We start from the raw sequence: 22,258 nt of genomic DNA on the forward strand, positions 1-22,258 counted from the left end.
CGGGGGCGTATGAAAAATAAAGTATTAGTTCTCCTAAGCCTGATGGTGGTTTTCTGGGGAGCGTTCGGAGCTGCTAGCGAAAATCAAGCTGCCACCGGAGCTGGACAAGTGACTGTTGAAGGTGGCATTACGTTTTATGAAGAGTCGACAACACCTTCGACAAGCTCTAGCAGTTCAACAACTGGGTCGCTACCTTCAACAGGAGGTAAGCTTCCCCAGACTGGTGAAGTCATCAGAAATTATGGTATCGCTGGTGCCGGTGTTTTAATTTTACTCTTGCTTTTCCTTTTCTATCGCAGAAAAAAAGGAAGGGAGGAGCAGCGATGAAATTCAAACGTTTTATTACTGTTTTACTTGGTAGCCTTTCATTGCTAGCTCTGTTTTATACAGGACAGCCAGTGAGGGCAGCTTCTGAAAGTAATTTATCTGGAAACGGCACTGTTGATGTTTTGGATACTGGGGTAACGATTCCGGTTGATCCCGAAAATCCCGGAGTAAATGTTGACCCCGGAGAAGGCCCATCTACTAAAGGTCCGCTAAGATTTGATTTTGTTTCAAGTCTTAATTTCGGGCTTGTAGAGTTGACAGATGGGGATAAGGAATTTCATTCACTGGCGCAACTATTTCATAGTGAGACTGGACCCCGTGGTTATTATGTGCAGGTGACCGATCAGCGAAAAGACAGTTCAGGTTGGGAGCTGCAGGTGGCCCAAGATAGTCAGTTCAATAATCGAGTCATTCAAACTCTTTCAGAGCAGGAATTAGCCGGAGCTTATCTTTCTTTTGATAACGGCTGGGCAAACAGTGCTGACGGAAAAGGACTACCAGGGGTGACGCGAGACACGATTAAAATTTCTGAATTTAATGTGGGCTATACTGTTGCAACTGCCAGCACTACCCAAGGTGAAGGGGTTTATACCATTGCTTTTGGGGCATCAGCTGAAAATACAAGCGGTCAAACTAATACGTTGACAGCTTTAACAGATGCAGATGGAACTGCAGTTATGGATGACACCTACAACAAACAGACTTATAGCAATTCAGCAATCAAACTATTTATTCCCTCAGGTACGAAGATTTATCCAGTCAATTACAAAACCACCTTGACTTGGAGTTTAATTGCAGGACCGACTGAATAAAACTAACTTTAGACAAACTGGAGAAACTCTCCATTTGTAAATAAAAAACCATAAAATAGGAGGAACAAAAAATGAAATTTAAACGGTTAAGTGCAGCTGCTTTAATAGCAGCAATTGGGGCAATGACAGTAGCACCATTGGCAACAGGGGCAACAGCGCAAACACATGATGTAACATCAGAAGGAACGGTTGATGTTAAACAAGGAACAATCGATCCTACTACGGATGCCATTCCCGATCCAGAAGTACCAGCAAATGCAATCTTTCCTGATGCAACAGAGTTAGTGTTATCAACAGTAGCGACCGATCAAACAATCGGGATGGTTGGGGCTACTCAACTACGTTTCCCTGAAATCAACACTGGCAATAAAGCACAATCTGTTAATGCGCCTGCTTTTACAGGAACTTTGATGAATCGTGAAGACAACACAGACGCTGGGACTCCAGTAACCCGGGGTAACTTCATTACTTGGAGTGATATCCGGGCATCAGGGAATGCCGGCTACACAATTAGCGCTCAGATGACTAGTCCATTTACTTCTTCATCTACAACAAACTCTAAAGTGATGTCAGCAGCAGAAATTCGTTATACAAATCCAATCGTTGGAACTTTGGATAACAATGCGGCAACGCCTGCACCGAATGTTTCAGCAGCAACATTTAACTTAAGTTATGACGCACAAGGCACTGCCACACCAATCGTTGTAGCAGAAGAAGCAACGACTGGTGATTTGACAGGTCGTGGTTCTTGGACATTGGCATGGGGCTCTACTAATGGCTCTGCTGATACCTCTGGCAACTCCGTTAGCCTATATGTTCCAACTGGTGCTGGTTTAGTAGAAGACACTTATACTGCTGAAATCACTTGGACATTAGGCTACAACGCTTAATCTATTTGAAGATAAAAGCTTTGTTTAACGATTACGTAGCTTTTTATAAAGCTTAAAAAATCTCAGCTGACCTGAAACAATTTTTAAGAGAAATTGTTTCAGGTTTGTCTTTTCAAATTTGTACATAAAGCAATTGGCTTTTTAATAATTTTACAGATACTCGAGGACGAAAAATGAAAAATAAACAACGCATATTAGGACTGATTCTTTTCAGTATTTTGGGATTCTTGACGGTAGTCTTTTCTCTACCGCTGGCTACTGTGGCCTCTGAAAGTGAAGTAAATGGACCGAGCTTGGGCATTGAACCAGTCTATCCTGATAATCAAACGGATACGCGCCTAAGTTATTTTGATTTGATGATGACGCCTAATCAGCAGCAGACAATTTCAATTCAGGTGACCAATGGTTCCAGTGAAAGCGTGACGGTGGATTTAGCTTATAATGGTGCCAAAACTAGTAGTCAAGGTAATATTCAATATGGCACAACCAACATTGAAAACGATCTGTCTTTGCAATATGATTTTGTCAAATTAATTACTGGGCCGGAAACATTGGAGATACCAGGAAATTCTACGGTCTCACTAGATTTAGCTTTGCAGATGCCGGAAGTCGCTTACGACGGTGTTATTGCGGGGGGTGTGACTTTAACGCCGAGCACCTCTGAAGCAACAGCTAGTTCAGGTAGTGGTGGGGTTGTGAATAATCGCTACTCCTATTCGATATCCGTCTTATTACGAGAAAACGCGACAGAATTACAGCCGGATTTGCAATTTAATCGGGCCTACGCGGAACAGCAAAATTTCCGCAATACGATTTTTGTCAGCCTGTCGAATGTGATTGCAACTTATACGAATAATTTAACAATTGACGCTCAAATTAGTGAACAGGGCAGCGAAACAATCCTGTGGGAATCCCGCAAAACAGCAATGCGGATGGCGCCAAACAGTTCAATTGCTTTTCCAATCAGCATGAATGGGGAACGGATGGTTGCCGGCATGTATACGGCTCATGTTAAAGCCTACGCTGGTGATTTGTCATGGGAATGGACCGAGGATTTTGAAATCACCGAGGATGAAGCAGATCGTTTTAATGCATTAGATGTGGGACTGTCCCAAGATCGTGGCTTGGACTGGCGTATAGTGGCAGCAATTGTCGGCGGGGTGCTAGCTGTCATTTTATTGGCAGTATTAGTGATTCACCAAATCAGAAAAAATAAAAAAGCCAGTAAAAGGAAAGTTATCAAAAAGGGCCAACCACGTAGAAAATGACACAGAAGAGTTAGGGGATAGACATGACAATTTTAGAATGGCTGATTATTATTGGCATCGCAGTAGCGATTATTGCCTGCATTTTTACTCTAATTTTTCTTTATTTAACAATTAGTCGTCAAAAAAAAGTATCAAAGCTCAGCAAACGACCGCCTAAAAGTAAAAAGCGTCGCCGCCGTTGGGAAAAAATGCGCCAGCGTTATCTTCGTCAAAAAAATAGGGCTTTGCGGTCTTTGATAATTTTTCTAGTTATCACCTTTATTTTCGGCGGTGGAACAGCGTATGGCATGTACTATCAGTCCACAAATCTTTCCTCAGACGATGCCGAGGCGGTGGTTCAGTCTTATTTTTTGGTGCACACCTTTGAAACGCAGCTGACAGAAGCGGCAAACGGTGAAGGGGAGGAAGATGCAGTGACCCGCAATTTGCAGTATTTGGCAACTAGTTTAGCCAGTTATGGCAGCAAAAATGCCAGCAGCTTAAATACTGTTGAGGGGCAGAGTGTCTTGAATCGCTATTATGCTGCAATTGGTGAACTGGGTATTAATGCCAGTCGGCAGGTCAGCGAATTCTATGGCAATCCGGATTTAGCCGCAACCTACACTAGCAGTTTGGAACGTATTGCCAGTTTAGAGGAGGCTGCCTTCAGCTATTATGAGGTCGATCAGGATATGTTAGACCAAGAGATTACTGCCCAACAAAGCCAGTAATGCAAGATAACGAACAGCAGACAACTCACTTGAGCTGTTTTGCTGTTTTTTCTTAAAGGAAATTTTCTAAGGAGGAGAACATGAATTGTTTTCGGCATAAAATTTTTCAAAAACTGCTTATCAGCCTGTGCTGCAGTTTGTTTTTATGGATTGGTTTTGTTCCCATCAAGGCTTTGGCTACCAATACCGAGAATTCAGCAGCGGCCTCGCAAGATATAGCCAATGCGATGGGCTTCACCTTTACGATGGTCTACCCTGAAAATCAAACGGATCAAACGCTCGGTTATTATGATCTAGTTTTAACGCCTGAGGAAAAACAGACTGTCTCAATTGTTTTAACAAATCCTGGCGCTGAAAGTATTGATATTGCAGTTGCTTTAAATGGTGCGAAAACGAATCGCAGCGGCAATATTGAGTATAGCAAAAATGATCTTCCGAAGGATGATTCTTTGAAATATAGCTTTGAAGAGCTGGTCAGCGGACCTAACAACCTAACTCTTGCGGCAGGAGAGACAAAAACTTTGGAACTTGAAATTCAGATGGTGCCAGAAAAATTGACGGGTGTCATTGTAGGGGGCTTACAATTGATGCGGCAAAATCAAGTCGCTGATGAAACGACCGATAGCCAAGCGACTTCACAAATATTCAATCAATATGCCTACTTAATTCCGATTGTTTTACAGCAAAACACTGAAGTAATCCCACCGGACCTGCAGTTTAATCAAGCCTATGGCGGACAAAGCAGCGGTCAAAATGTTGTCTTTATTAATTTTTCTAATGTAGCCGCAACCTTTGTTAATGACATGACGGTGGCAGTTCAAATTGCGGCTGCTGACAGTCAAGCTGTGCTTTATGAAACCAAGAAAACGCAAATGCGGATGGCTCCTAATTCCTTAATCGAATTTCCTGTACCGATTGAAGAAGGAACGATGCAAGCCGGTGAGTATGTTGCCAATATTCAAATTACAGCCGGTGAATTAAGCTGGGAATGGCAGGAGTCCTTCGCTATTACAGACGGGGATGCCAATCAATACAACGAACGAACAGTTGGTCTACTTGATGGCAATGAACAAAATTGGCAGGTGATAGTCGGACTGTTACTGGGTTTTGTGTTGATTGTGGTTGGTGTATTTTTCTTTGTTAGATATTTGAGAAAAACAGCTGCACAGAAAAACAAAAATAGAAGGAAAAAACGAAACTCTCATTGAATTTTTCTATTTATGACGATTGTTGTGGACTACTATTTTTGTAGGCTGTTTTTGAACAGTTACCGTAATAAAAATATTGCGGAATTATTTGGCAGAAGAGGGGAGGCAAAATAGATGAGACGAGGTAAGAAAGAGCCCTTAGTTCAAAGCCCAAAAAAGAGTAAAACTGCTGCTAAAATCGAGCAACAGCCGGTCGCTTCAAAGAAGAAAACGAAGCCTCCGAAAACTGCTAAAAAAAGAAAGAAAATCTCCAACGCTACTGCTAAAAATGCAGTTAAGCAGATTACTTCTAAAAGAAAAAAGTGCACGAGTCAATCAAGCGTGAATAGGCAAAAGAATAAATTTCCAAAAGAAAAGAAACGTGGGAACCAACATATCTCCACTGAAGAACTAAATGATCCTTTAAGGCCTAAGAAAAAAAATCAAGAGCGGACAGACAAAAAAACGCTGAAAAAACGACAGATAAAAAGCTCCCTAAAAAAAAGTCGTCTAATAAAACAAATCTAAATCAGAAGTATCCTAGAAAAAAAAATCCAAAAAAGAAACGGCCTAAAATAACTACTTCTACTTCACAAAAGCTTGGAAAAAAAAGAAAGAATAGCACAAGGCAAAAACAGAGAAAGAACTCAACAACCTTAATTCGTGATTTTGTGTTAGTTTTTATAGGAACAGCTCTGATTTTTTTTCTTATTGGTTCTTTTTTACTTACTATTGGCAGCATGAAGGGGTATGGTATGATGCCCACTTTGCACAATGGTGATACAGTGATTATTCGCCGAACCAAAGAAATCAACACGATGGACCTGGTGGCCTTTCAGCAGGGCAATAGCTTGCAAATTCGCAGAGTTATTGGCAAACCTGGAGACACTGTGACTTATCAAGATGATGAATTACGTATCAACGGCGAATTAAAAAATGAGCCCTTCATTATTGATGAGATTAATGAAACCCAAAAAAATGGCAGCCAATATACGCAGGATTTTACTTTACAGACTTTAATTAAGCTGCCCACTATTCCGGAGGATTGCTATCTCGTGCTTGGGGACAACCGTCCTTATGCGGCAGATAGTCGCAGCTACGGTTTGATTACCAAAGAGCAGCTGGTCGGCGTGGTCTCAATGAGGATTCTGCCTTTTACAGGCGTAAGGTTCTTTTGATTTTACAGCTAAATTAAAGGAAGATTTTATTATGAGAGTGGCAATTTTTCTCTGTTGAAAATTGTTGATTAGTTTTAGAGGCTAGCTTTTCTCTGTATTATGAATACTCTAAAAAGACTTGATTCATGTGCTTCAAATGATGGTGCCATTTGAGAGTTTAGGTAATACAGCACTCTCAAACACTTAAGAACTAAAAAATTCGCCGAAGAATCCCTTCTCCGGCGAACTTTTTTATTTCATATTAATCTTACAAATAGTATTTCTTCGCAACAGTTAAATCATCGTTTAATTCATAAACTAATGGTTGGCCTGTTGGGATTTCAAGGTCCATGATATCATCATCAGAGATGCCTTCGATATGTTTAGCTAAAGCACGTAAAGAATTACCGTGAGCTGCTACTAAGACAGTTTTATTGTCTAATAAAGCTGGGGCAATTTGATCTTGCCAGAAAGGTAACGCACGTTCTAGAGTAACTTTTAAGTTTTCGCCTCCAGGAACGTCGCGAGGGTCTAACATGGAGTAGCGGCGATCTTTAGCAGCAGAGCCTTCATCAGTTGCTTCTAAAAGTGGAGGTAAAGTGTCATAAGAACGACGCCAGATGTGAACTTGTTCGTCACCGTATTTTTCAGCAGTTTCTTTTTTGTTTAAGCCTTGTAATTTTCCATAGTGGCGTTCGTTTAAGCGCCAAGATTTAACAGTTGGCACCCAAAGTTGGTCAGAATATTCTAAGATGTAGTTACAAGTTTTGATGGCACGCGTTAAAACTGAAGTGTAGGCTACGTCGAATTCGATGCCGGCTTCTTTAATTTTACGGCCGCCTTCTTTGGCTTCTTCAACACCTTCTGGAGCTAGGTCAACGTCAACCCAACCGGTAAATTGATTCAAAGCATTCCATTCGCTAAGACCATGACGAGAAAAAACTAATTTTGGCATGTGATAAATCTCCTTTAAAATTTTTTCTGAAAATTTCAATTCCTTATCTATTGTACAAAACTTTTGCTGATTTTACCATTGAAAAATCGGCAAAATCACGACTTTGAGAAATTTTTAACTATCTTTTTTCGAGAGTTTTGGGACCTTCTGGATAACCAACGATGACTTTGCCGGTTAAACCAATGAAAAGACCATGTTCGATGACTCCCACTGTTGTGTCTAATTCCTGAGCGAGGGCAGGGACGTCATTAATTTGCTGCAAATGCAAATCGATGATGTAATGGCCGCCATCAGTGACTAGGACTTGACCAGCATCATTTTTGCGTAACTTTGGTTCATAGCCCTTTTGGTCAAATAAAGTAACAAGCTGCTGATGACCATAAGGCACAACTTCAACAGGTAAAGGGAATTTCCCTAATTTTGCCACCATTTTGGATTCATCGACAATCCAAATATTTTGCCGGGAATAGGTTGCAACGACTTTTTCAAACAAGAGAGCGGCGCCTCCGCCTTTAATGCCGGAAAAATCGGGATCCACTTCATCAGCGCCGTCGATTGTTAAATCAACATGGGTTACTTCATCAATGCTTTTCAAAGGGATTCCCAAGCCTAACGCCTGTTTTTCAGTGGCTTTAGAAGTAGTCACTCCAGTAATCTTCAAGCCTTCTTCCTTCATTCGCCGACCAATTTCTTCTACCATATAATAGGCTGTCGAGCCGGTTCCCAAACCAACAATCATGCCATCAGTTACATACTTAGCGGCTTCAATGCCTACCATCTCTTTTAAATTCATCTGTGCACACCCTTCAAATAATTTATATAAGACTCCAGTCTATTGTAGCGTTTTCCAGATGAAAAAACAGTATCAAAAGTAGATATTCTCCATATTTTTCCGTGGAAAAAAAGGGTAGCTGAGGGAAATAAGTCCTATAAGAATAAAAAGTTTCTGAGGAATCGCAAAAAATCTTAAAGAGTCGTTGACAGCATAAAAAAACCATGATATTCTATCAAAGGTGCTTTGTTTACAGGTCTCTCTATTGAGACGTGCTGACTGTGTTAAAGTACACGCTTGATGAAGAATGCAGAGAATGCATTATTTTTTATCGCCATAAAAGAACCACCTGGATGTGTGGGTCTAGTGAGCGAATCGAGGAAGGAGGAAAACAAGGAATGCCTACAATTAATCAATTAGTACGTAAACCTCGTAAGTCAAAGGTGAAAAAATCTAATTCACCAGCTTTGAACAAAGGATATAACAGTTTTAAGAAGGTCCAAACAGATATCAATTCACCTCAAAAACGTGGGGTAGCAACTCGTGTGGGAACTATGACACCTAAAAAACCGAACTCAGCTTTACGTAAATATGCTCGTGTTCGTTTGTCTAACTTAATCGAAGTTACTGCTTATATCCCAGGTATCGGCCACAATCTTCAAGAACATAGTGTTGTCTTGATGCGTGGTGGACGGGTTAAAGATTTACCAGGGGTACGTTACCATATCGTTCGTGGCGCTTTGGATACTGCCGGTGTTAACGATCGGAAACAAAGTCGTTCTAAATATGGTACTAAACGACCTAAAGCTTAATTTCAATTATTAGTGAAACTAACAATATTATAATAGAAGAGATTATTTCGGAAGGAGGAGTTACGGATGCCTCGTAAAGGTCCTGTTGCAAAACGTGATGTTTTACCAGATCCAATGTATAACTCAAAATTAGTAACTCGCTTAATCAACCGTGTAATGGTTGACGGAAAACGCGGAACAGCTGCTAATATCATTTATAACGCTTTTAACAACATCAAAGAATCTACTGGTAATGATCCATTAGAAGTCTTTGAACAAGCTATGAAAAATGTTATGCCCGTGCTAGAAGTTAAAGCACGTCGTGTTGGGGGTTCAAACTACCAAGTCCCAGTTGAAGTACGTCCAGAACGTCGTACAACTTTAGGTCTTCGTTGGATTGTTAACTATGCGCGTCTTCGTGGTGAACACACTATGGAAGAACGTTTAGCTAAAGAAATCATGGATGCCGCTAACAACACTGGTGCTTCAGTTAAGAAACGTGAAGACACACATAAAATGGCTGATGCCAACCGTGCATTTGCACATTATCGTTGGTAAGATTTTCTTTTTCAAGAAAATCTTATCTATACACTCGATATACAGAGAGGAGAAAAAAGTAGAATGGCCAGAGAATTTTCGTTAGAAAACACTCGTAACATCGGTATCATGGCCCATATTGACGCCGGTAAAACAACTGCGACTGAACGGATCTTGTACTATACTGGTAAAATCCATAAAATTGGTGAAACTCATGAAGGAGCTTCTCAAATGGACTGGATGGAACAAGAACAAGAACGTGGTATCACTATCACATCAGCTGCGACGACTGCACAATGGAAAGGTCATCGTATCAACATCATTGACACTCCTGGACACGTGGACTTCACAGTTGAAGTAGAACGTTCATTGCGGGTTCTTGATGGTGCTGTAACAGTTCTTGATGCTCAGTCTGGGGTTGAACCACAAACCGAAACTGTTTGGCGTCAAGCGACTACTTATGGTGTTCCCCGGATTGTATTTGCAAACAAAATGGATAAAATTGGGGCAGATTTCTTATACTCTGTAACAACTTTACACGATCGTTTACAAGCAAATGCTCATCCAATTCAAATCCCAATCGGCGCTGAAGATGATTTCACTGGAATTATTGACTTAGTCAAAATGAAAGCTGAAATGTACGTCAACGACTTGGGTACTGAAATTGAAGAAACCGACATTCCTGCTGATTACTTAGAATTAGCAACTGAATGGCGTGAAAAGTTAATCGAAGCTGTTGCTGAAACAGACGAAGATTTAACCATGAAATATTTAGAAGGCGAAGAAATCACTGAAGCTGAACTAAAAGAAGGTATCCGTAAAGCAACCGTTAACGTTGAATTTTACCCAGTCCTTTGTGGTTCTGCCTTCAAGAACAAAGGGGTTCAATTATTATTGGATGCTGTGTTAGATTACTTACCTTCGCCATTAGATATCGAAGCAATCAAAGGTATCGATCCTAAGACAGATGAAGAAGTTGAACGTCCAGCTGACGACAGCGCTCCTTTCTCTGCTTTAGCCTTTAAAGTTATGACTGACCCATTCGTAGGTCGTTTAACTTTCTTCCGTGTGTATTCTGGTGTCTTACAATCAGGATCATACATCCAAAACGCAACAAAAGGTAAACGTGAACGTGTTGGACGGATCCTACAAATGCACGCAAACTCTCGTTCTGAAATCTCTGAAGTGTACGCTGGAGATATCGCTGCGGCAGTTGGTTTGAAGGATACAACAACTGGGGATACTTTATCTGATGAAAAGAATTTAGTTATTCTTGAATCAATGGAATTCCCTGAACCCGTTATCCAAGTTGCGATTGAACCTAAATCAAAAGCTGACCAAGATAAAATGGGTACAGCGCTACAAAAACTTTCTGAAGAAGATCCGACCTTCCGGGCTGAAACTAATCCGGAAACTGGCGAAACAATTATCGCTGGTATGGGCGAACTTCACTTGGACATCATCGTTGACCGTATGCGTCGCGAGTTCAAGGTGGAAGCTAACGTAGGTGCTCCTCAAGTATCTTATCGTGAAACATTTCGTGCTTCTACTCAAGCGGAAGGTAAATTCGTTCGCCAATCTGGTGGTAAAGGTCAATACGGTCACGTATGGATTGAATTTACTCCGAATGAAGAAGGCGCTGGCTTTGAATTTGAAAATGCTATCGTCGGTGGTGTGGTTCCTCGTGAATACATCCCAGCCGTTGAAGCTGGTTTGAAGGATTCTATGGAGAACGGTGTCTTAGCCGGTTATCCAATGGTTGATATCAAAGCAAAACTTTACGACGGTTCTTACCACGATGTCGATTCAAATGAAACAGCCTTCCGTGTTGCCGCTTCAATGGCATTGCGTGCGGCTGCTAAGAAAGCTAATCCAGTTATCCTTGAACCAATCATGGGCGTTGAAGTTGTTATCCCAGAAGATTACTTAGGTGATATTATGGGTCACGTAACTGCTCGTCGTGGTCGTGTTGAAGGTATGGAAGCTCGCGGAAACTCTCAAGTAGTTCGTGCGATGGTTCCATTGGCTGAAATGTTTGGTTATGCAACTACTTTACGTTCAGCAACTCAAGGTCGTGGTACATTTACAATGACCTTTGACCATTACGAAGATGTGCCTAAGTCTGTTCAAGAAGAAATCATCAAGAAAAACGGCGGCAAATCTGAGTAATACCAGCTTTTAAGCTTGGTTGTCACATTTTGACAATCATTCTAAAATTGCGATAGAGGGAGAGCTGTCCTTGCCAGGACGGTTCTACCTATCAAAAAATATTAACTTAAAAACCTAGGGGGAACAAATTAAAATGGCAAAAGAAAAATTCGACCGTTCTAAACCACACGTTAACATTGGTACTATCGGACACGTTGACCATGGTAAAACAACTCTTACAGCAGCAATCACAACTGTTTTAGCTAAAAAAGGCGGAGCAGAAGCGATGGCTTACGATCAAATCGATGGCGCTCCTGAAGAACGCGAACGCGGAATCACTATCTCAACTGCTCACGTTGAATACGAAACTGACGCACGTCACTATGCTCACGTTGACTGCCCAGGACACGCGGACTACGTTAAAAACATGATTACTGGTGCTGCACAAATGGACGGCGCGATCTTAGTAGTATCTGCTGCTGATGGTCCTATGCCTCAAACTCGTGAACACATCTTGTTATCTCGTAACGTTGGTGTACCTTACATCGTTGTTTTCTTAAACAAAGTTGATATGGTTGATGACGAAGAGTTATTAGAATTAGTTGAAATGGAAGTTCGTGACTTATTGTCTGAATACGACTTCCCAGGCGATGACACTCCAGTTGTTGCTGGTTCTGCTTTGAAAGCTTTAGAAGGCGACGCTTCTTACGAAGAAAAAATCTTAGAATTAATGGCTGCAGTTGACGAATACATCCCAACTCCAGTTCGTGATACTGACAAACCTTTCATGATGCCAGTCGAAGATGTATTCTCAATCACTGGTCGTGGAACTGTTGCAACTGGTCGTGTTGAACGTGGACAAGTTCGCGTTGGTGACGAAGTTGAAATCGTTGGTATTGCTGAAGAAACAGCTAAAACTACTGTAACAGGTGTTGAAATGTTCCGTAAATTGTTGGATTACGCTGAAGCTGGCGACAACATTGGTGCATTATTACGTGGGGTTGCTCGTGAAGACATCCAACGTGGTCAAGTATTAGCTAAATCTGGTACAATCACACCTCATACAAAATTCTCTGCTGAAGTTTACGTTTTATCAAAAGAAGAAGGCGGACGTCACACTCCATTCTTCACTAACTACCGTCCTCAGTTCTACTTCCGTACAACTGACGTAACTGGTGTAGTTGAATTGCCAGAAGGTACTGAAATGGTAATGCCTGGTGATAACGTAACTATGGAAGTTGAATTAATCCACCCAATCGCTATCGAAGACGGAACTCGTTTCTCTATTCGTGAAGGCGGACGGACTGTTGGTTCAGGCGTTGTAACTACAATCAAAGCTTAATTCATTTTAAGTTGAACCTTTAAAGCAACATTGTGATCGGACGTATGCGTCAGAATTTATCCTCGTGATAGATTCTGGCGCTTTTTTTATAGTAAAAGGAGGGAATGAAGATGCGACTGGTTCCATTAACGAGCGAAAAATTTCCAGAACTACTGGCGTTTGAAAAAGAAAATCGAAATTTTTTTCGTCAGCATATCCCAGACCGTGGGGATGACTATTTTTTAGCAGAAGCATTTCAACGACGAAATGAAGCATTGCTGATGGAACAAGATAATCGGCAATCTTTCTTCTACTTAATTTTAAATGAAGCTGAACAGGTAATTGGGAGAATAAATTTAACAGATTGCAATTGGCAGCAGCAAAGTGCTGAACTAGGGTATCGAATTGGTGAAGCCAGCCTTGGAAAAGGCATGGCAACGCAGGCAGTTGAATTAATTACAATAGAGGCGCAGACTTTAGGATTGAAAAAAATCCTAGCTTATACTACCAATAATAATCTTGTCTCACAAAAAGTTTTAACTAAAACTGGCTTTCAACTTACTCATCGAGATTCTGAAACATTTTTATTTTTGGATGAGGAAGTCTTCTTCGTCTATTTCGAGAAAATGATTTAATAATTGACAACCTGACTGGGTGCATATGGATGCCGTGAAAGGTTTTATAGAATCTTTTTTACCCGCCGGTTGTTTTTTTATATAAGCCCCACTTTGTTGAAACTTAATTAATAAAACTAAATCAGACTGGATTATCAGTTCTAATAGAATCAAAATGCTTAATAAGCTGCTCTTAAAGGCAGCTATAAATCACACTTTGTGCAGACGCTGGAAACTGCCGGCATAAATGGAAGATTGCTGAAAGATTCTGTAGAACTTATAGTGTGGTCTTTTTTGCATACAATAAATTAAGATTTATTTTTTTGCAGTTAAGAATCAATTAACATTTAGTTAAGAGCTGATTTAGGAAGACTTGATATGATGTTCTTGTAAACAAGGAGGAGTTAAAAATGGAAACTATCTTAAATCTATCAGGTGTAAATAAAAATTTTGGCAAGCAGCAGGCTCTGCAGGATATCACTATGACAATTCGTAAAGGGGATATTTATGGCTTGGTTGGTCGTAATGGTGCGGGGAAGACGACCTTGCTTAAGACCATCGTGCGGATGATTCAGCCGAGTAGTGGCAACATTCAATTGTTTGGTAATCAAAACGAAAAAGAGTATATCAAAGAGCTGAAGCGGGTAGGGAATATTATTGAAACACCAGTCGCCTATGACCAGCTGACGGCCGAGCAAAATTTGAAATATTACTGCAAAATTAACGGGGTTATTGAAAAAGATGCGGTTGCCAAAGCGCTGAAATTCGTTGACTTAGAGGATACCGGCAAAAAGAAATATAAAAACTTCTCTCTAGGGATGAAGCAAAAGCTGGGTCTAGCAATTGCCCTATTAAATAAACCAGATTTTCTGATTTTGGATGAACCAATTAATGGTTTGGACCCAGTGGCGATTGTCGAGTTTCGGGAGCTTTTACTAAAGCTCAACCGAGAAGAAGGCATGACGATTTTGATTTCTAGTCATATCCTAGATGAATTGTATCAAGTGGCTACCCGTTTTGGCTTTATCAAAGATGGCCTGCTTGTGCAGGAGATGACCAAAGACGAATTTGATTTGAAGGCCCAAGCCTTTATTAAAATTGAAGTTGACAATGTTAAAAAAGCCTTGCAGACTTTGGGACAAATGGCGATTGAAGATTGTAAGGTTGTCGGACAACATCAGATTAATGTTTATCAACTGGAAACACCGATTCGCCAAATCGTGCGGGAATTAACGATGGCGGACTTGGCAATTGATGGTATTTCCCTTGAGGGGGAGAGCTTAGAAACTTACTTTAAAGAATTAGTGATGAATTAGGAGAGTGGAAAATATGTTTAATTTTATTCGTGGGGATTTTTATCGGTTGTTGCACACTAAGAGTTTTTGGATTACTGAAGCAGTGGTCTTTGTTTTTACTTTAATCGCTATTTTTTCAATGTCGACTGTCACAATGGTCACGGTCAACGGCGAATCTGCGACTAGCGGGAACTCTGTTTCAAGTATTACCGGCTTTACGGCAATTCAATTGAGTCTGACTTCAATGTTACTTTACTTCATGCTTCCTTTGATCATTTTAGTATTGGGCAGTGAGTATTCTAAAGGGACGCTAAAAAACATCGTGACTGTCGGGGTTTCCCGCACTAGCTTCTTCTTTGGGAAATTTATCAGCTTTATGACGGTTTTATTCGCTCAAATTTTAGGAATTATGACTGTCAGCTTTGTTGTCGGTACCATTGTTGGTGGAACCGGCTTTGAAAATGGCGAACAAGTTGCGACGCTTGTCTACTACATGTTTGGACTTTTGTTAATGTTAGCAGCCATCTCTTCTTTAATCATTATCGTTCTTTACCTAACAAAGAACACGGCTGTCTGTATTATTCTAGCAATCATTTTGCCAACGATTATCAATACGGTCCATATCTTTAAACAAGACTGGAAAATCTTGGATTTTATCGACTTCCAAGGGGGAATGGATAACTTGGTCAGCGGAACTTTGAGTAATTTTAATGATATGCTGCCAGCTTTTGCAGGTTCAATTATTACGATGGTGCTATGCTTAATTCTTTCAAATCGAATTTTCAATAAGCAGGATTTATAAAATAAAAATGGCGAGAACGAATCATTGTTCTCGCCATTTTTATTGGGCTTTTTTGGGAAAAACAATCGTAACTTTAAAGCTTTCAGCCTGTGCTTGAAGGGTCATTTTTCCTGATAAGCGTACTACCAGTTCCTTCACAATAAAAAGACCAAGCCCAGAGTTTTGGCTTTGACGGGACAAATCCTCTGTGTAAAAGCGTTCTGTTAATTTTTCAGGATGAAGAATTGGCGTGGCTAAATGATTTTCTGCAGTTAACATTAGTTGATTTCCGCTTTCTTTTAGCTGTAGTGAGGCAGCCTCAGTCCCGTGATTTAAAATATTTCCTAAAATATTTTGAAAAATCCGCCGCAATAGCTTACTATCAGTAATTAAGTTAAGCTCAGGCTGAATATCAACGGTCATCTCAATATCTACCTCCACAAAGGATTGGTAGAGATTCAGTAGTTCTTCTTGCAATAAACGAGAAACATTCACTTCGGCAAATGTCGGCTGGATTTGATCTTCAATGAGCCGTTGATAATTGAGGAGCTGTTCTAAATGTTGCTCTACTGTGCCTAAATTTGTTGAGATTTTTCTCAGCAGCTCCTGTTGCTTTTCTGTTGCCTGAGCATCCTTTTCCAAGAGCTGCACATAGCCTCCCGCCACCGTCAAAGGGGTTCGCAGGTCATGGGAAATATTATGGATTGCTTGTTCTAACTGTTTTGTCTCGTTGACCAGCTGATGGTGTGCTTGTTTATGATTGCGAATCATTTGATTGTTTAATAAAACAATCTGCTGAAAAGAGCGCAGACGAGAATGGGTTTTTAATTCCAAATTGGTCTCATTTTCAGTAATGATGGCCAATTGATCACGGTAATTTTTTAATTCTGATAAGACTACTGCTAGAATCGCCAATAAGATTAGGGCAATTGCTGTCATCAACCACAGCATCGAATTTCCCCCTTTTTGAAGTTTTTTAAAGGACTAGGCAAGTTTGACACCAATGCCCCAAACAGTTGCAATATAGGGCTCAGCATCATCCAATTGCTTAATTTTTTTTCGCAGATTGCTGATGTGGACATTGATGGTATTTTCATCCCCATAATAGGCTTCGCCCCAAATCTCTTCATAGAGCATTTCTTTCGTGTAAACTTTTTTTGGATGATTCAATAAGAGGGTGAAAATTTCAAATTCTTTCTTTTTAAGGGCCACGACTGTTTCGTCTTTTTTCAGTTCAAAGGTATCTGGTAACAGGGTTAAATTTTTGTAGCAGTGGCTAGTTTCAGTTTCTTCTGCAGGGGCAGCCACTTGATTTCGCAATTGCACGATGATTCTAGCCTTCAACTCATCAATATTAAAAGGCTTAGTCAGATAATCATTGGCCCAGCCAGTAAAAGTTGAGAGATTTCCTGCTGATTTGTTAAGGCCGTCAGGAAAATAACCGGTATTTGAGAATGATTGCGAATCTCTGCCAAGACTTCGCTGCCGTCTTTTCCCGGCAGCATCCGATCTAGCAAAACTAAATCAAACTCATCTTGTTGAAAATACAGCAAGCCTTCAGTCCCTGAGTAGGCCGGTTGAACATGGTAATCATCCGCTAAAATCGTAGCCAGCATTTCATTTAATTCATTATTGTCTTCAATCACTAGTATTTTTTTCATTTGCGCCAACCTTTTTTAACCATTTTGATTAACATTTTAGCATGAAATGAGCCAATACCATATTCTAAAGAGTGAAATTCCCTCTATTTGAATAATTATTTAAAAAAACTGGAAATCTAAGTTTTTTTATGTATAATAATGTATAAACAAATAAAGAGGTAGAGATTATGAATTCGATTTTTCAAGGAAAAAGTTTTTTAGCTGAAAAAGATTTTAGCCAAGCGGAATTGTTGTACTTGATTGATTTTGGGCTGCATTTAAAAGAGTTGAAACAAAAAAATATTCCCCACCAATATTTAGCAGGGAAAAATATTGCATTATTATTTGAAAAAACATCAACACGAACCCGGGCCGCTTTTACGGTTGCAGCCAATGACTTAGGCGCCCATCCGGAATTTTTAGGCGCACAGGATATTCAACTAGGTAAAAAAGAATCCGTTGCCGACACCGCTCAGGTTTTAGGTAGCATGTTTGATGGGATTGAGTTTCGCGGCTTCAGCCAGCAAGTTGTCGAGGACTTGGCGAAATATTCTGGAGTGCCCGTCTGGAATGGCCTAACTGATCTGTGGCATCCGACTCAGATGATTGCTGACTTTATGACGGTGAAGGAAAATTTTGGTAGTCTAGCTGATATTACTTTTACTTATGTCGGAGACGGGCGTAACAATATGGCAAATAGTCTTTTAGTGACTGGCGCCATTTTAGGTGTTCACATGCGGATTGTTTCACCACAATCCCTCCAACCAGCTAAAGAAATTGTTGAACTAGCTCAAGGGTTTGCAAAAGATTCTGGGGCCCAGCTGTTGATTACTGACGATATTCAAGCGGGTGTCAAAGGGGCCAATGTTTTATATACTGATGTTTGGGTGTCAATGGGGGAAGAGGATAAATTCGCTGAACGGATTGAAGCACTGCAGCCTTATCAAATTAACAGTGAGATGGTGGCGGCAACTGGCAATCAAGGAGGCAAATTGATTATTTTGCATTGTCTGCCAGCCTTCCATGATACGCAAACTGAGTATGGCCAGAAAATTTTTAAAGATTTTGGCTTGACTGAGATGGAGATCACTGATGAGGTCTTCAACAGTCCTTTTGCTAAACAGTTTGAACAGGCTGAAAATCGGATGCATTCGATTAAAGCGATTATGGCGGCGACCTTAGGAAATTTATTTATTCCAAAAGTTTAAAAACTAAAAAAGCTGTTTCCTATTGAATCACTTACCAATAACCTTTGTTGTTGGTAAAAGGATTTCTAAATAGGAAACAGCTTTTTATTGAGACATTCATGGGTTAAAAGGCGTTGCTGCGTAATTTATAATGGAAAAGCTAATTCACAGGCAACTGCCCCGTAAGGAGGTGTTGTGTGTTGAAATTAGTTTTTACACTGGTCCTCTGTCCGATTGTAACAGGTGTTATCGTCGGAATAGTGAATTCACTATTCGATTATTGGTTAACTAATCGTAAAGATGACTAAGCAGTTGCTGGATTAACCCATGCGCCAGTAGTGTCGCCACTGGTGAAAAGTAAAGCCCTACTCGTGGAGGAGTAGGGCTTTCATGTTGTGCTCATTAGTTTTTACACGTCGCAACATAAATATAGCATAGTTTCCCCCACTTTTCAACGATCCATAGGGAAGGTAGCTCAATTAACGTAAGATTTCAATGCATCATAGAGTTAAATTGAATGAGAGCTTTGTAGTATAATCAAAGCAATGAAACTATAGATATCAGCGAGATATTAATAGCGAGGTGATAAGTAATGCGGCAAGTATATTTTATCCGACATTCTATTCGTGATAGCCGGGTGCATTCTGAAAATGCCCCTTTGACAAAAGAGGGGGCTAAACTGGCTGATAAGCTAGTACCACTCTTTTCTGAAGTTGCCATTCAGCACATTTATGCAAGTCCCTATGAACGGGCGCAAGCCACAGTTCGACCGCTGGCAGCCTTTTACAATCTGCCAGTCACTGAAACTACAGCCTTGCGGGAACGAGCAATCGGCTCTTGGTTGGCTGATTTTGATAGCTTTACTGCTGCCCAATGGCAAGACTTTTCCTATAAATTAGCTGGAGGGGAATCTTTGGCTGAAGTGACTCTGCGCATGAGCCAGATTTTTTCAGAAATTCTGGCGGCTTCTTCTGGTAATATTATAATAGCTGGACATGGGACTGCTTTAGCCTGTTTGTTTAAAGAAATCACCGGCGGAAAATTTGGCTATCAAGATTTTAAGCAGCTACAGATGCCTGATGTCTTTTTAGGGGAGTTCTCAGATACAGGAAAATTGCTCAATTTTTCCGCTAGTTTGTTAGCGAATGGGTTACCAAAATAAGCAAAAATTTGGTAATCCTAGCGGGTCTTAAAGTGACTGTATCCCCAAAATTAATTTGACAGATCGTCGGGATTTTGTGGAAATTTTTAGGCCTTCTTTTGAATCAAGAATTACGACCTTTTTCCCTAGCCAAATTCTGAGATAGCAGGAAACAAATTTTAATTCACCGACAAAGCCCTTCATTTCCTCTTCGCTGCCGTCAGCCTGCTCGATTTCTGTCCGGCACCACCAAGTATTACCAAAGCCAATTTCATAATATTTTTTCATCTGTCAACCCCTTCTCATCACAAAAAGGTATTCTGGTTTGTCCTCTTCATAAACAAGTTTCTTCTATTATAATAGAGAATATCGCTATTCAGCGCAAAAATCACTGAGGATTTTTTTCTCTACAAACGAATAAAAACTCATTTATACAGATGTGTATTTTTTGAGACAGCACGAAGTTTAATTAAAAGACTATTTTAAAAGTGTTCATGCAAGTTGAAAAATTGTTTCTCCTATTATATATATTCATGATGTACTAAAGAAAATCCAAGGTTTTGAAAATGCTTGTAAATCCTGAGTTTTTCTGAAAAAAATACTTGCTTTGAAGCTTTTTCTATAATATAATGACAAAGGCGCTGTTTACAGGTATGTACTCAGCACTGGCAGAATAAAAATAATTCTGCCGGCTTTGAAACGAGAGGTTGCGACACGCCCGGGCGCTTTGCCACGAACGTGCTTGTCGGAGATTTTCGTGGAGCTATGTCTACTTTTCAAAATAGGCGAAGGAGGGAACAAGATGGCAAAACAAAAAATTCGTATCCGTTTAAAAGCGTATGAACACCGTATTTTAGACCAATCAGCGGATAAAATCGTGGAAACTGCAAAAAGAACTGGAGCTAGCGTGTCTGGTCCAATTCCATTACCAACTGAACGCAGTCTTTACACAGTTATTCGTGCGACTCATAAATACAAAGATTCACGCGAACAATTCGAAATGCGTACTCACAAGCGTCTGATTGACATTGTGAATCCTACACCAAAAACTGTCGATGCTTTAATGAAGCTTGACTTACCATCTGGTGTAAACATTGAAATCAAACTATAAAAATCTAATTAAGATGGAGGTGTACTCATGACCAAAGGAATCTTAGGGAAAAAAGTGGGGATGACCCAAATCTTTACCGAATCTGGTGAACTTATTCCAGTAACTGTAGTGGAAGCTACGCCTAACGTTGTATTACAACTGAAGACAATGGAAAATGACGGCTACGAAGCTGTTCAAGTTGGTTACCAAGATTTACGTGAAGTATTGGCAAACAAACCTGCGAAAGGTCATGTTGCAAAAGCAAACACGGCTCCTAAGCGCTTCATTCGAGAATTCAAAGATGTTGAGCTAGGAGAATGTGAAGTAGGAAAAGAAGTTAAGGTAGATATTTTCCAAGCAGGAGATATCGTTGATGTGACAGGTACGTCAAAAGGTAAAGGATTCCAAGGTGCTATTAAACGCCACGGCCAAAGCCGCGGACCAATGGCTCACGGTTCTCGTTACCATCGTCGTCCTGGGTCAATGGGTCCAGTTGCACCTAACCGTGTATTCAAAAATAAAAAGCTTGCTGGTCGGATGGGCGGCCAACGCATTACAATCCAAAACTTGGAAATTGTCCGCGTTGACTTAGACCGTAACGTTATCCTTATTAAAGGAAATGTCCCAGGAGCTAAAAAATCTTTAATCACAATCAAACAAGCTGTGAAAGCTAAATAATTTAAGTAGAGGAAGGAGGAACTAAGGAATGCCGAATGTAGCATTATTCAAACAAGATGGTAGCCAAAATGGCGAAATCACATTAAATGAAGAAATCTTCGGAATCGAACCTAATGAAAGTGTTGTCTACGATGCCATCATCATGCAACGCGCTTCATTAAGACAAGGAACACACGCTGTTAAAAATCGCAGTGCCGTTCGTGGCGGTGGTCGCAAACCATGGCGTCAAAAAGGAACTGGCCGTGCTCGTCAAGGTTCAATCCGTTCACCACAATGGCGTGGAGGTGGCGTAGTCTTCGGACCAACACCACGTTCTTACAGCTACAAACTTCCTAAAAAAGTTCGTCGTTTAGCAATGAAATCTGTATTATCAGAAAAAGTTGCTGCAAATAATTTGGTAGCAGTTGAAGGGTTAGCCTTCGAAGCACCAAAAACTAAAGAATTCAAAGAAGTATTAGCTAAATTAGCTATTGACTCTAAAGTATTGGTAGTTGTTGAAACTGACAATGACTTTGCTGCTTTATCAGCTCGTAACTTACCAAATGTTTCTGTTGTCTTCTCTGACAACATTAGCGTTTTAGATGTAGTCTCTAGCGATAAAATGTTAGCAACGCAAACTGCTCTTACTCAAATTGAGGAGGTGCTTGCATAATGAACTTATTAGACGTAATCAAACGCCCGGTTATCACTGAAAAATCTATGCTTGCCATGGACGAAAAGAAATACACTTTTGAAGTGGATACCCGCGCTAACAAAACTTTAGTGAAACAAGCTGTTGAAGCTGCCTTTGACGGAGTAAAAGTTGCCAACGTGAACATTATCAACGTGCATCCTAAATTCAAACGGATGGGCAAATACGCTGGTTATACTAGAAAACGTCGGAAAGCAGTCATTACTTTAACTGCTGATTCAAAAGAAATCCAAATTTTCGAAGCTGAATAAGCTGATTGACTAATT

General features: G+C 40.4%; 24 protein-coding genes and 1 pseudogene. 20 read left to right on the plus strand and 5 right to left on the minus strand.

What is annotated here, in order from left to right; genetic code table 11:
• Positions 1-9 precede the first annotated feature (9 nt).
• The 7 genes from AC1Z3S_RS03525 to lepB all read left to right on the plus strand — a co-directional run bounded on the left by AC1Z3S_RS03525 (position 10) and on the right by lepB (position 6,372).
• Complete coding sequence (locus tag AC1Z3S_RS03525; RefSeq protein ID WP_461739207.1) at positions 10-327, plus strand: EF2685/EF0750 family sortase-dependent surface protein; 318 nt, start codon at positions 10-12, stop codon at positions 325-327.
• Positions 324-1,139, plus strand: coding sequence for a WxL domain-containing protein (locus tag AC1Z3S_RS03530; protein WP_461739208.1), 816 nt, complete (start codon positions 324-326; stop codon positions 1,137-1,139). The genes AC1Z3S_RS03525 and AC1Z3S_RS03530 overlap by 4 nt, the downstream gene beginning before the upstream one ends.
• Positions 1,140-1,210: 71 nt before the next feature.
• A complete protein-coding gene (locus AC1Z3S_RS03535; protein WP_461739209.1) occupies positions 1,211-2,029 on the plus strand; it encodes a WxL domain-containing protein in 819 nt (272 codons plus the stop codon).
• 173 nt (positions 2,030-2,202) lie between these two features.
• The gene (locus AC1Z3S_RS03540; RefSeq protein ID WP_461739210.1) at positions 2,203-3,297 is read left to right on the plus strand and encodes a WxLIP family cell surface protein; all 1,095 of its coding nucleotides are present in this window, start codon (positions 2,203-2,205) and stop codon (positions 3,295-3,297) included.
• Positions 3,298-3,320: 23 nt separating this feature from the next.
• Positions 3,321-4,007, plus strand: coding sequence for a hypothetical protein (locus tag AC1Z3S_RS03545; protein ID WP_461739211.1), 687 nt, complete (start codon positions 3,321-3,323; stop codon positions 4,005-4,007).
• An 80-nt stretch (positions 4,008-4,087) separates the two neighbouring features.
• Positions 4,088-5,215 carry a WxLIP family cell surface protein gene (locus AC1Z3S_RS03550; RefSeq protein ID WP_461739212.1) on the plus strand — a complete coding sequence of 376 codons (1,128 nt, stop codon included), beginning with the start codon at positions 4,088-4,090 and terminating at the stop codon, positions 5,213-5,215.
• A 650-nt stretch (positions 5,216-5,865) separates the two neighbouring features.
• Positions 5,866-6,372: a signal peptidase I gene (gene lepB / locus AC1Z3S_RS03555; RefSeq protein WP_461739213.1), complete on the plus strand. Its 507-nt coding sequence runs from the start codon at positions 5,866-5,868 to the stop codon at positions 6,370-6,372.
• A 247-nt stretch (positions 6,373-6,619) separates the two neighbouring features.
• Here the strand turns inward: lepB and gpmA are convergent, their stop codons facing one another.
• Both gpmA and rpiA read right to left on the minus strand, forming a co-directional pair.
• Entirely contained in the window at positions 6,620-7,306 is a 687-nt protein-coding gene (gene gpmA, locus AC1Z3S_RS03560) for a 2,3-diphosphoglycerate-dependent phosphoglycerate mutase (protein ID WP_461735334.1), read from the minus strand.
• Positions 7,307-7,424: 118 nt separating this feature from the next.
• Positions 7,425-8,099, minus strand: coding sequence for a ribose-5-phosphate isomerase RpiA (gene rpiA / locus AC1Z3S_RS03565; protein ID WP_461739214.1), 675 nt, complete (start codon positions 8,097-8,099; stop codon positions 7,425-7,427).
• Between the two features lie 377 nt (positions 8,100-8,476).
• On the opposite strand from rpiA, the gene rpsL reads away from it, so the two are divergent.
• From rpsL to AC1Z3S_RS03600, 7 genes are all read left to right on the plus strand, one after another.
• Positions 8,477-8,890 carry a 30S ribosomal protein S12 gene (gene rpsL, locus AC1Z3S_RS03570; RefSeq protein ID WP_265455944.1) on the plus strand — a complete coding sequence of 138 codons (414 nt, stop codon included), beginning with the start codon at positions 8,477-8,479 and terminating at the stop codon, positions 8,888-8,890.
• Positions 8,891-8,956: 66 nt separating this feature from the next.
• Positions 8,957-9,427 carry a 30S ribosomal protein S7 gene (gene rpsG / locus AC1Z3S_RS03575; protein WP_265455942.1) on the plus strand — a complete coding sequence of 157 codons (471 nt, stop codon included), beginning with the start codon at positions 8,957-8,959 and terminating at the stop codon, positions 9,425-9,427.
• Positions 9,428-9,490: 63 nt separating this feature from the next.
• Positions 9,491-11,575, plus strand: a complete 2,085-nt coding sequence (gene fusA, locus AC1Z3S_RS03580; RefSeq protein WP_265455941.1) for an elongation factor G — start codon at positions 9,491-9,493, stop codon at positions 11,573-11,575.
• 133 nt (positions 11,576-11,708) lie between these two features.
• On the plus strand, positions 11,709-12,896 hold the full coding sequence (gene tuf / locus AC1Z3S_RS03585; protein ID WP_265455940.1) for an elongation factor Tu: 1,188 nt from the start codon (positions 11,709-11,711) through the stop codon (positions 12,894-12,896).
• 110 nt (positions 12,897-13,006) lie between these two features.
• Entirely contained in the window at positions 13,007-13,510 is a 504-nt protein-coding gene (locus AC1Z3S_RS03590) for a GNAT family N-acetyltransferase (protein WP_461739215.1), read from the plus strand.
• A gap of 389 nt (positions 13,511-13,899) precedes the next feature.
• A complete protein-coding gene (locus AC1Z3S_RS03595) occupies positions 13,900-14,805 on the plus strand; it encodes an ABC transporter ATP-binding protein (protein WP_461739216.1) in 906 nt (301 codons plus the stop codon).
• Positions 14,806-14,818: 13 nt separating this feature from the next.
• Entirely contained in the window at positions 14,819-15,586 is a 768-nt protein-coding gene (locus AC1Z3S_RS03600; protein WP_461739217.1) for an ABC transporter permease, read from the plus strand.
• 39 nt (positions 15,587-15,625) lie between these two features.
• Here the strand turns inward: AC1Z3S_RS03600 and AC1Z3S_RS03605 are convergent, their stop codons facing one another.
• Together AC1Z3S_RS03605 and AC1Z3S_RS03610 are read right to left on the minus strand one after the other, a co-directional pair.
• On the minus strand, positions 15,626-16,516 hold the full coding sequence (locus AC1Z3S_RS03605; RefSeq protein WP_461739218.1) for a sensor histidine kinase: 891 nt from the start codon (positions 16,514-16,516) through the stop codon (positions 15,626-15,628).
• Positions 16,517-16,549: 33 nt separating this feature from the next.
• Positions 16,550-17,226, minus strand: a pseudogene (locus AC1Z3S_RS03610) (response regulator transcription factor).
• 167 nt (positions 17,227-17,393) lie between these two features.
• Between AC1Z3S_RS03610 and argF the strand changes: the two are divergent.
• Together argF and AC1Z3S_RS03620 are read left to right on the plus strand one after the other, a co-directional pair.
• Complete coding sequence (gene argF / locus AC1Z3S_RS03615; RefSeq protein WP_461739219.1) at positions 17,394-18,413, plus strand: ornithine carbamoyltransferase; 1,020 nt, start codon at positions 17,394-17,396, stop codon at positions 18,411-18,413.
• Between the two features lie 571 nt (positions 18,414-18,984).
• Positions 18,985-19,554 carry a histidine phosphatase family protein gene (locus AC1Z3S_RS03620; RefSeq protein ID WP_461739220.1) on the plus strand — a complete coding sequence of 190 codons (570 nt, stop codon included), beginning with the start codon at positions 18,985-18,987 and terminating at the stop codon, positions 19,552-19,554.
• Between the two features lie 27 nt (positions 19,555-19,581).
• On the opposite strand, the gene AC1Z3S_RS03625 is transcribed toward AC1Z3S_RS03620, so the two are convergent.
• The gene (locus AC1Z3S_RS03625) at positions 19,582-19,821 is read right to left on the minus strand and encodes a DUF3977 family protein (protein WP_461739221.1); all 240 of its coding nucleotides are present in this window, start codon (positions 19,819-19,821) and stop codon (positions 19,582-19,584) included.
• Positions 19,822-20,335: 514 nt separating this feature from the next.
• On the opposite strand from AC1Z3S_RS03625, the gene rpsJ reads away from it, so the two are divergent.
• Genes rpsJ through AC1Z3S_RS03645 form a run of 4 tightly spaced genes read left to right on the plus strand, consistent with a single transcriptional unit; the run spans position 20,336 to position 22,243 of the window.
• Entirely contained in the window at positions 20,336-20,644 is a 309-nt protein-coding gene (gene rpsJ / locus AC1Z3S_RS03630) for a 30S ribosomal protein S10 (protein ID WP_005880808.1), read from the plus strand.
• 27 nt (positions 20,645-20,671) lie between these two features.
• On the plus strand, positions 20,672-21,301 hold the full coding sequence (rplC, locus tag AC1Z3S_RS03635; RefSeq protein WP_461739222.1) for a 50S ribosomal protein L3: 630 nt from the start codon (positions 20,672-20,674) through the stop codon (positions 21,299-21,301).
• Between the two features lie 28 nt (positions 21,302-21,329).
• Entirely contained in the window at positions 21,330-21,953 is a 624-nt protein-coding gene (gene rplD, locus AC1Z3S_RS03640) for a 50S ribosomal protein L4 (protein ID WP_265455921.1), read from the plus strand.
• Positions 21,953-22,243, plus strand: coding sequence for a 50S ribosomal protein L23 (locus tag AC1Z3S_RS03645; RefSeq protein ID WP_265455920.1), 291 nt, complete (start codon positions 21,953-21,955; stop codon positions 22,241-22,243). The genes rplD and AC1Z3S_RS03645 overlap by 1 nt, the downstream gene beginning before the upstream one ends.
• The last annotated feature ends 15 nt before the right edge of the window (positions 22,244-22,258 follow it).

The organism is Enterococcus sp. LJL90 (genome assembly GCF_056924355.1).

What these genes read in the sequence shown, in the direction of transcription:
- rpsL (WP_265455944.1), top strand. Translation starts at nt 8,477, where the DNA reads ATGCCTACAATTAATCAATTAGTACGTAAACCTCGTAAGTCAAAGGTG.
- AC1Z3S_RS03590 (WP_461739215.1), top strand. Translation starts at nt 13,007, where the DNA reads ATGCGACTGGTTCCATTAACGAGCGAAAAATTTCCAGAACTACTGGCG.
- AC1Z3S_RS03625 (WP_461739221.1), bottom strand. Translation starts at nt 19,821, where the DNA reads ATGAAAAAATATTATGAAATTGGCTTTGGTAATACTTGGTGGTGCCGG.
- AC1Z3S_RS03545 (WP_461739211.1), top strand. Translation starts at nt 3,321, where the DNA reads ATGACAATTTTAGAATGGCTGATTATTATTGGCATCGCAGTAGCGATT.
- AC1Z3S_RS03550 (WP_461739212.1), top strand. Translation starts at nt 4,088, where the DNA reads ATGAATTGTTTTCGGCATAAAATTTTTCAAAAACTGCTTATCAGCCTG.
- rplC (WP_461739222.1), top strand. Translation starts at nt 20,672, where the DNA reads ATGACCAAAGGAATCTTAGGGAAAAAAGTGGGGATGACCCAAATCTTT.
- rpiA (WP_461739214.1), bottom strand. Translation starts at nt 8,099, where the DNA reads ATGAATTTAAAAGAGATGGTAGGCATTGAAGCCGCTAAGTATGTAACT.
- AC1Z3S_RS03595 (WP_461739216.1), top strand. Translation starts at nt 13,900, where the DNA reads ATGGAAACTATCTTAAATCTATCAGGTGTAAATAAAAATTTTGGCAAG.
- tuf (WP_265455940.1), top strand. Translation starts at nt 11,709, where the DNA reads ATGGCAAAAGAAAAATTCGACCGTTCTAAACCACACGTTAACATTGGT.
- gpmA (WP_461735334.1), bottom strand. Translation starts at nt 7,306, where the DNA reads ATGCCAAAATTAGTTTTTTCTCGTCATGGTCTTAGCGAATGGAATGCT.
- rplD (WP_265455921.1), top strand. Translation starts at nt 21,330, where the DNA reads ATGCCGAATGTAGCATTATTCAAACAAGATGGTAGCCAAAATGGCGAA.
- rpsJ (WP_005880808.1), top strand. Translation starts at nt 20,336, where the DNA reads ATGGCAAAACAAAAAATTCGTATCCGTTTAAAAGCGTATGAACACCGT.
- AC1Z3S_RS03645 (WP_265455920.1), top strand. Translation starts at nt 21,953, where the DNA reads ATGAACTTATTAGACGTAATCAAACGCCCGGTTATCACTGAAAAATCT.
- AC1Z3S_RS03525 (WP_461739207.1), top strand. Translation starts at nt 10, where the DNA reads ATGAAAAATAAAGTATTAGTTCTCCTAAGCCTGATGGTGGTTTTCTGG.
- AC1Z3S_RS03600 (WP_461739217.1), top strand. Translation starts at nt 14,819, where the DNA reads ATGTTTAATTTTATTCGTGGGGATTTTTATCGGTTGTTGCACACTAAG.
- rpsG (WP_265455942.1), top strand. Translation starts at nt 8,957, where the DNA reads ATGCCTCGTAAAGGTCCTGTTGCAAAACGTGATGTTTTACCAGATCCA.
- argF (WP_461739219.1), top strand. Translation starts at nt 17,394, where the DNA reads ATGAATTCGATTTTTCAAGGAAAAAGTTTTTTAGCTGAAAAAGATTTT.
- fusA (WP_265455941.1), top strand. Translation starts at nt 9,491, where the DNA reads ATGGCCAGAGAATTTTCGTTAGAAAACACTCGTAACATCGGTATCATG.
- AC1Z3S_RS03605 (WP_461739218.1), bottom strand. Translation starts at nt 16,516, where the DNA reads ATGCTGTGGTTGATGACAGCAATTGCCCTAATCTTATTGGCGATTCTA.
- AC1Z3S_RS03620 (WP_461739220.1), top strand. Translation starts at nt 18,985, where the DNA reads ATGCGGCAAGTATATTTTATCCGACATTCTATTCGTGATAGCCGGGTG.
- AC1Z3S_RS03535 (WP_461739209.1), top strand. Translation starts at nt 1,211, where the DNA reads ATGAAATTTAAACGGTTAAGTGCAGCTGCTTTAATAGCAGCAATTGGG.
- AC1Z3S_RS03530 (WP_461739208.1), top strand. Translation starts at nt 324, where the DNA reads ATGAAATTCAAACGTTTTATTACTGTTTTACTTGGTAGCCTTTCATTG.
- AC1Z3S_RS03540 (WP_461739210.1), top strand. Translation starts at nt 2,203, where the DNA reads ATGAAAAATAAACAACGCATATTAGGACTGATTCTTTTCAGTATTTTG.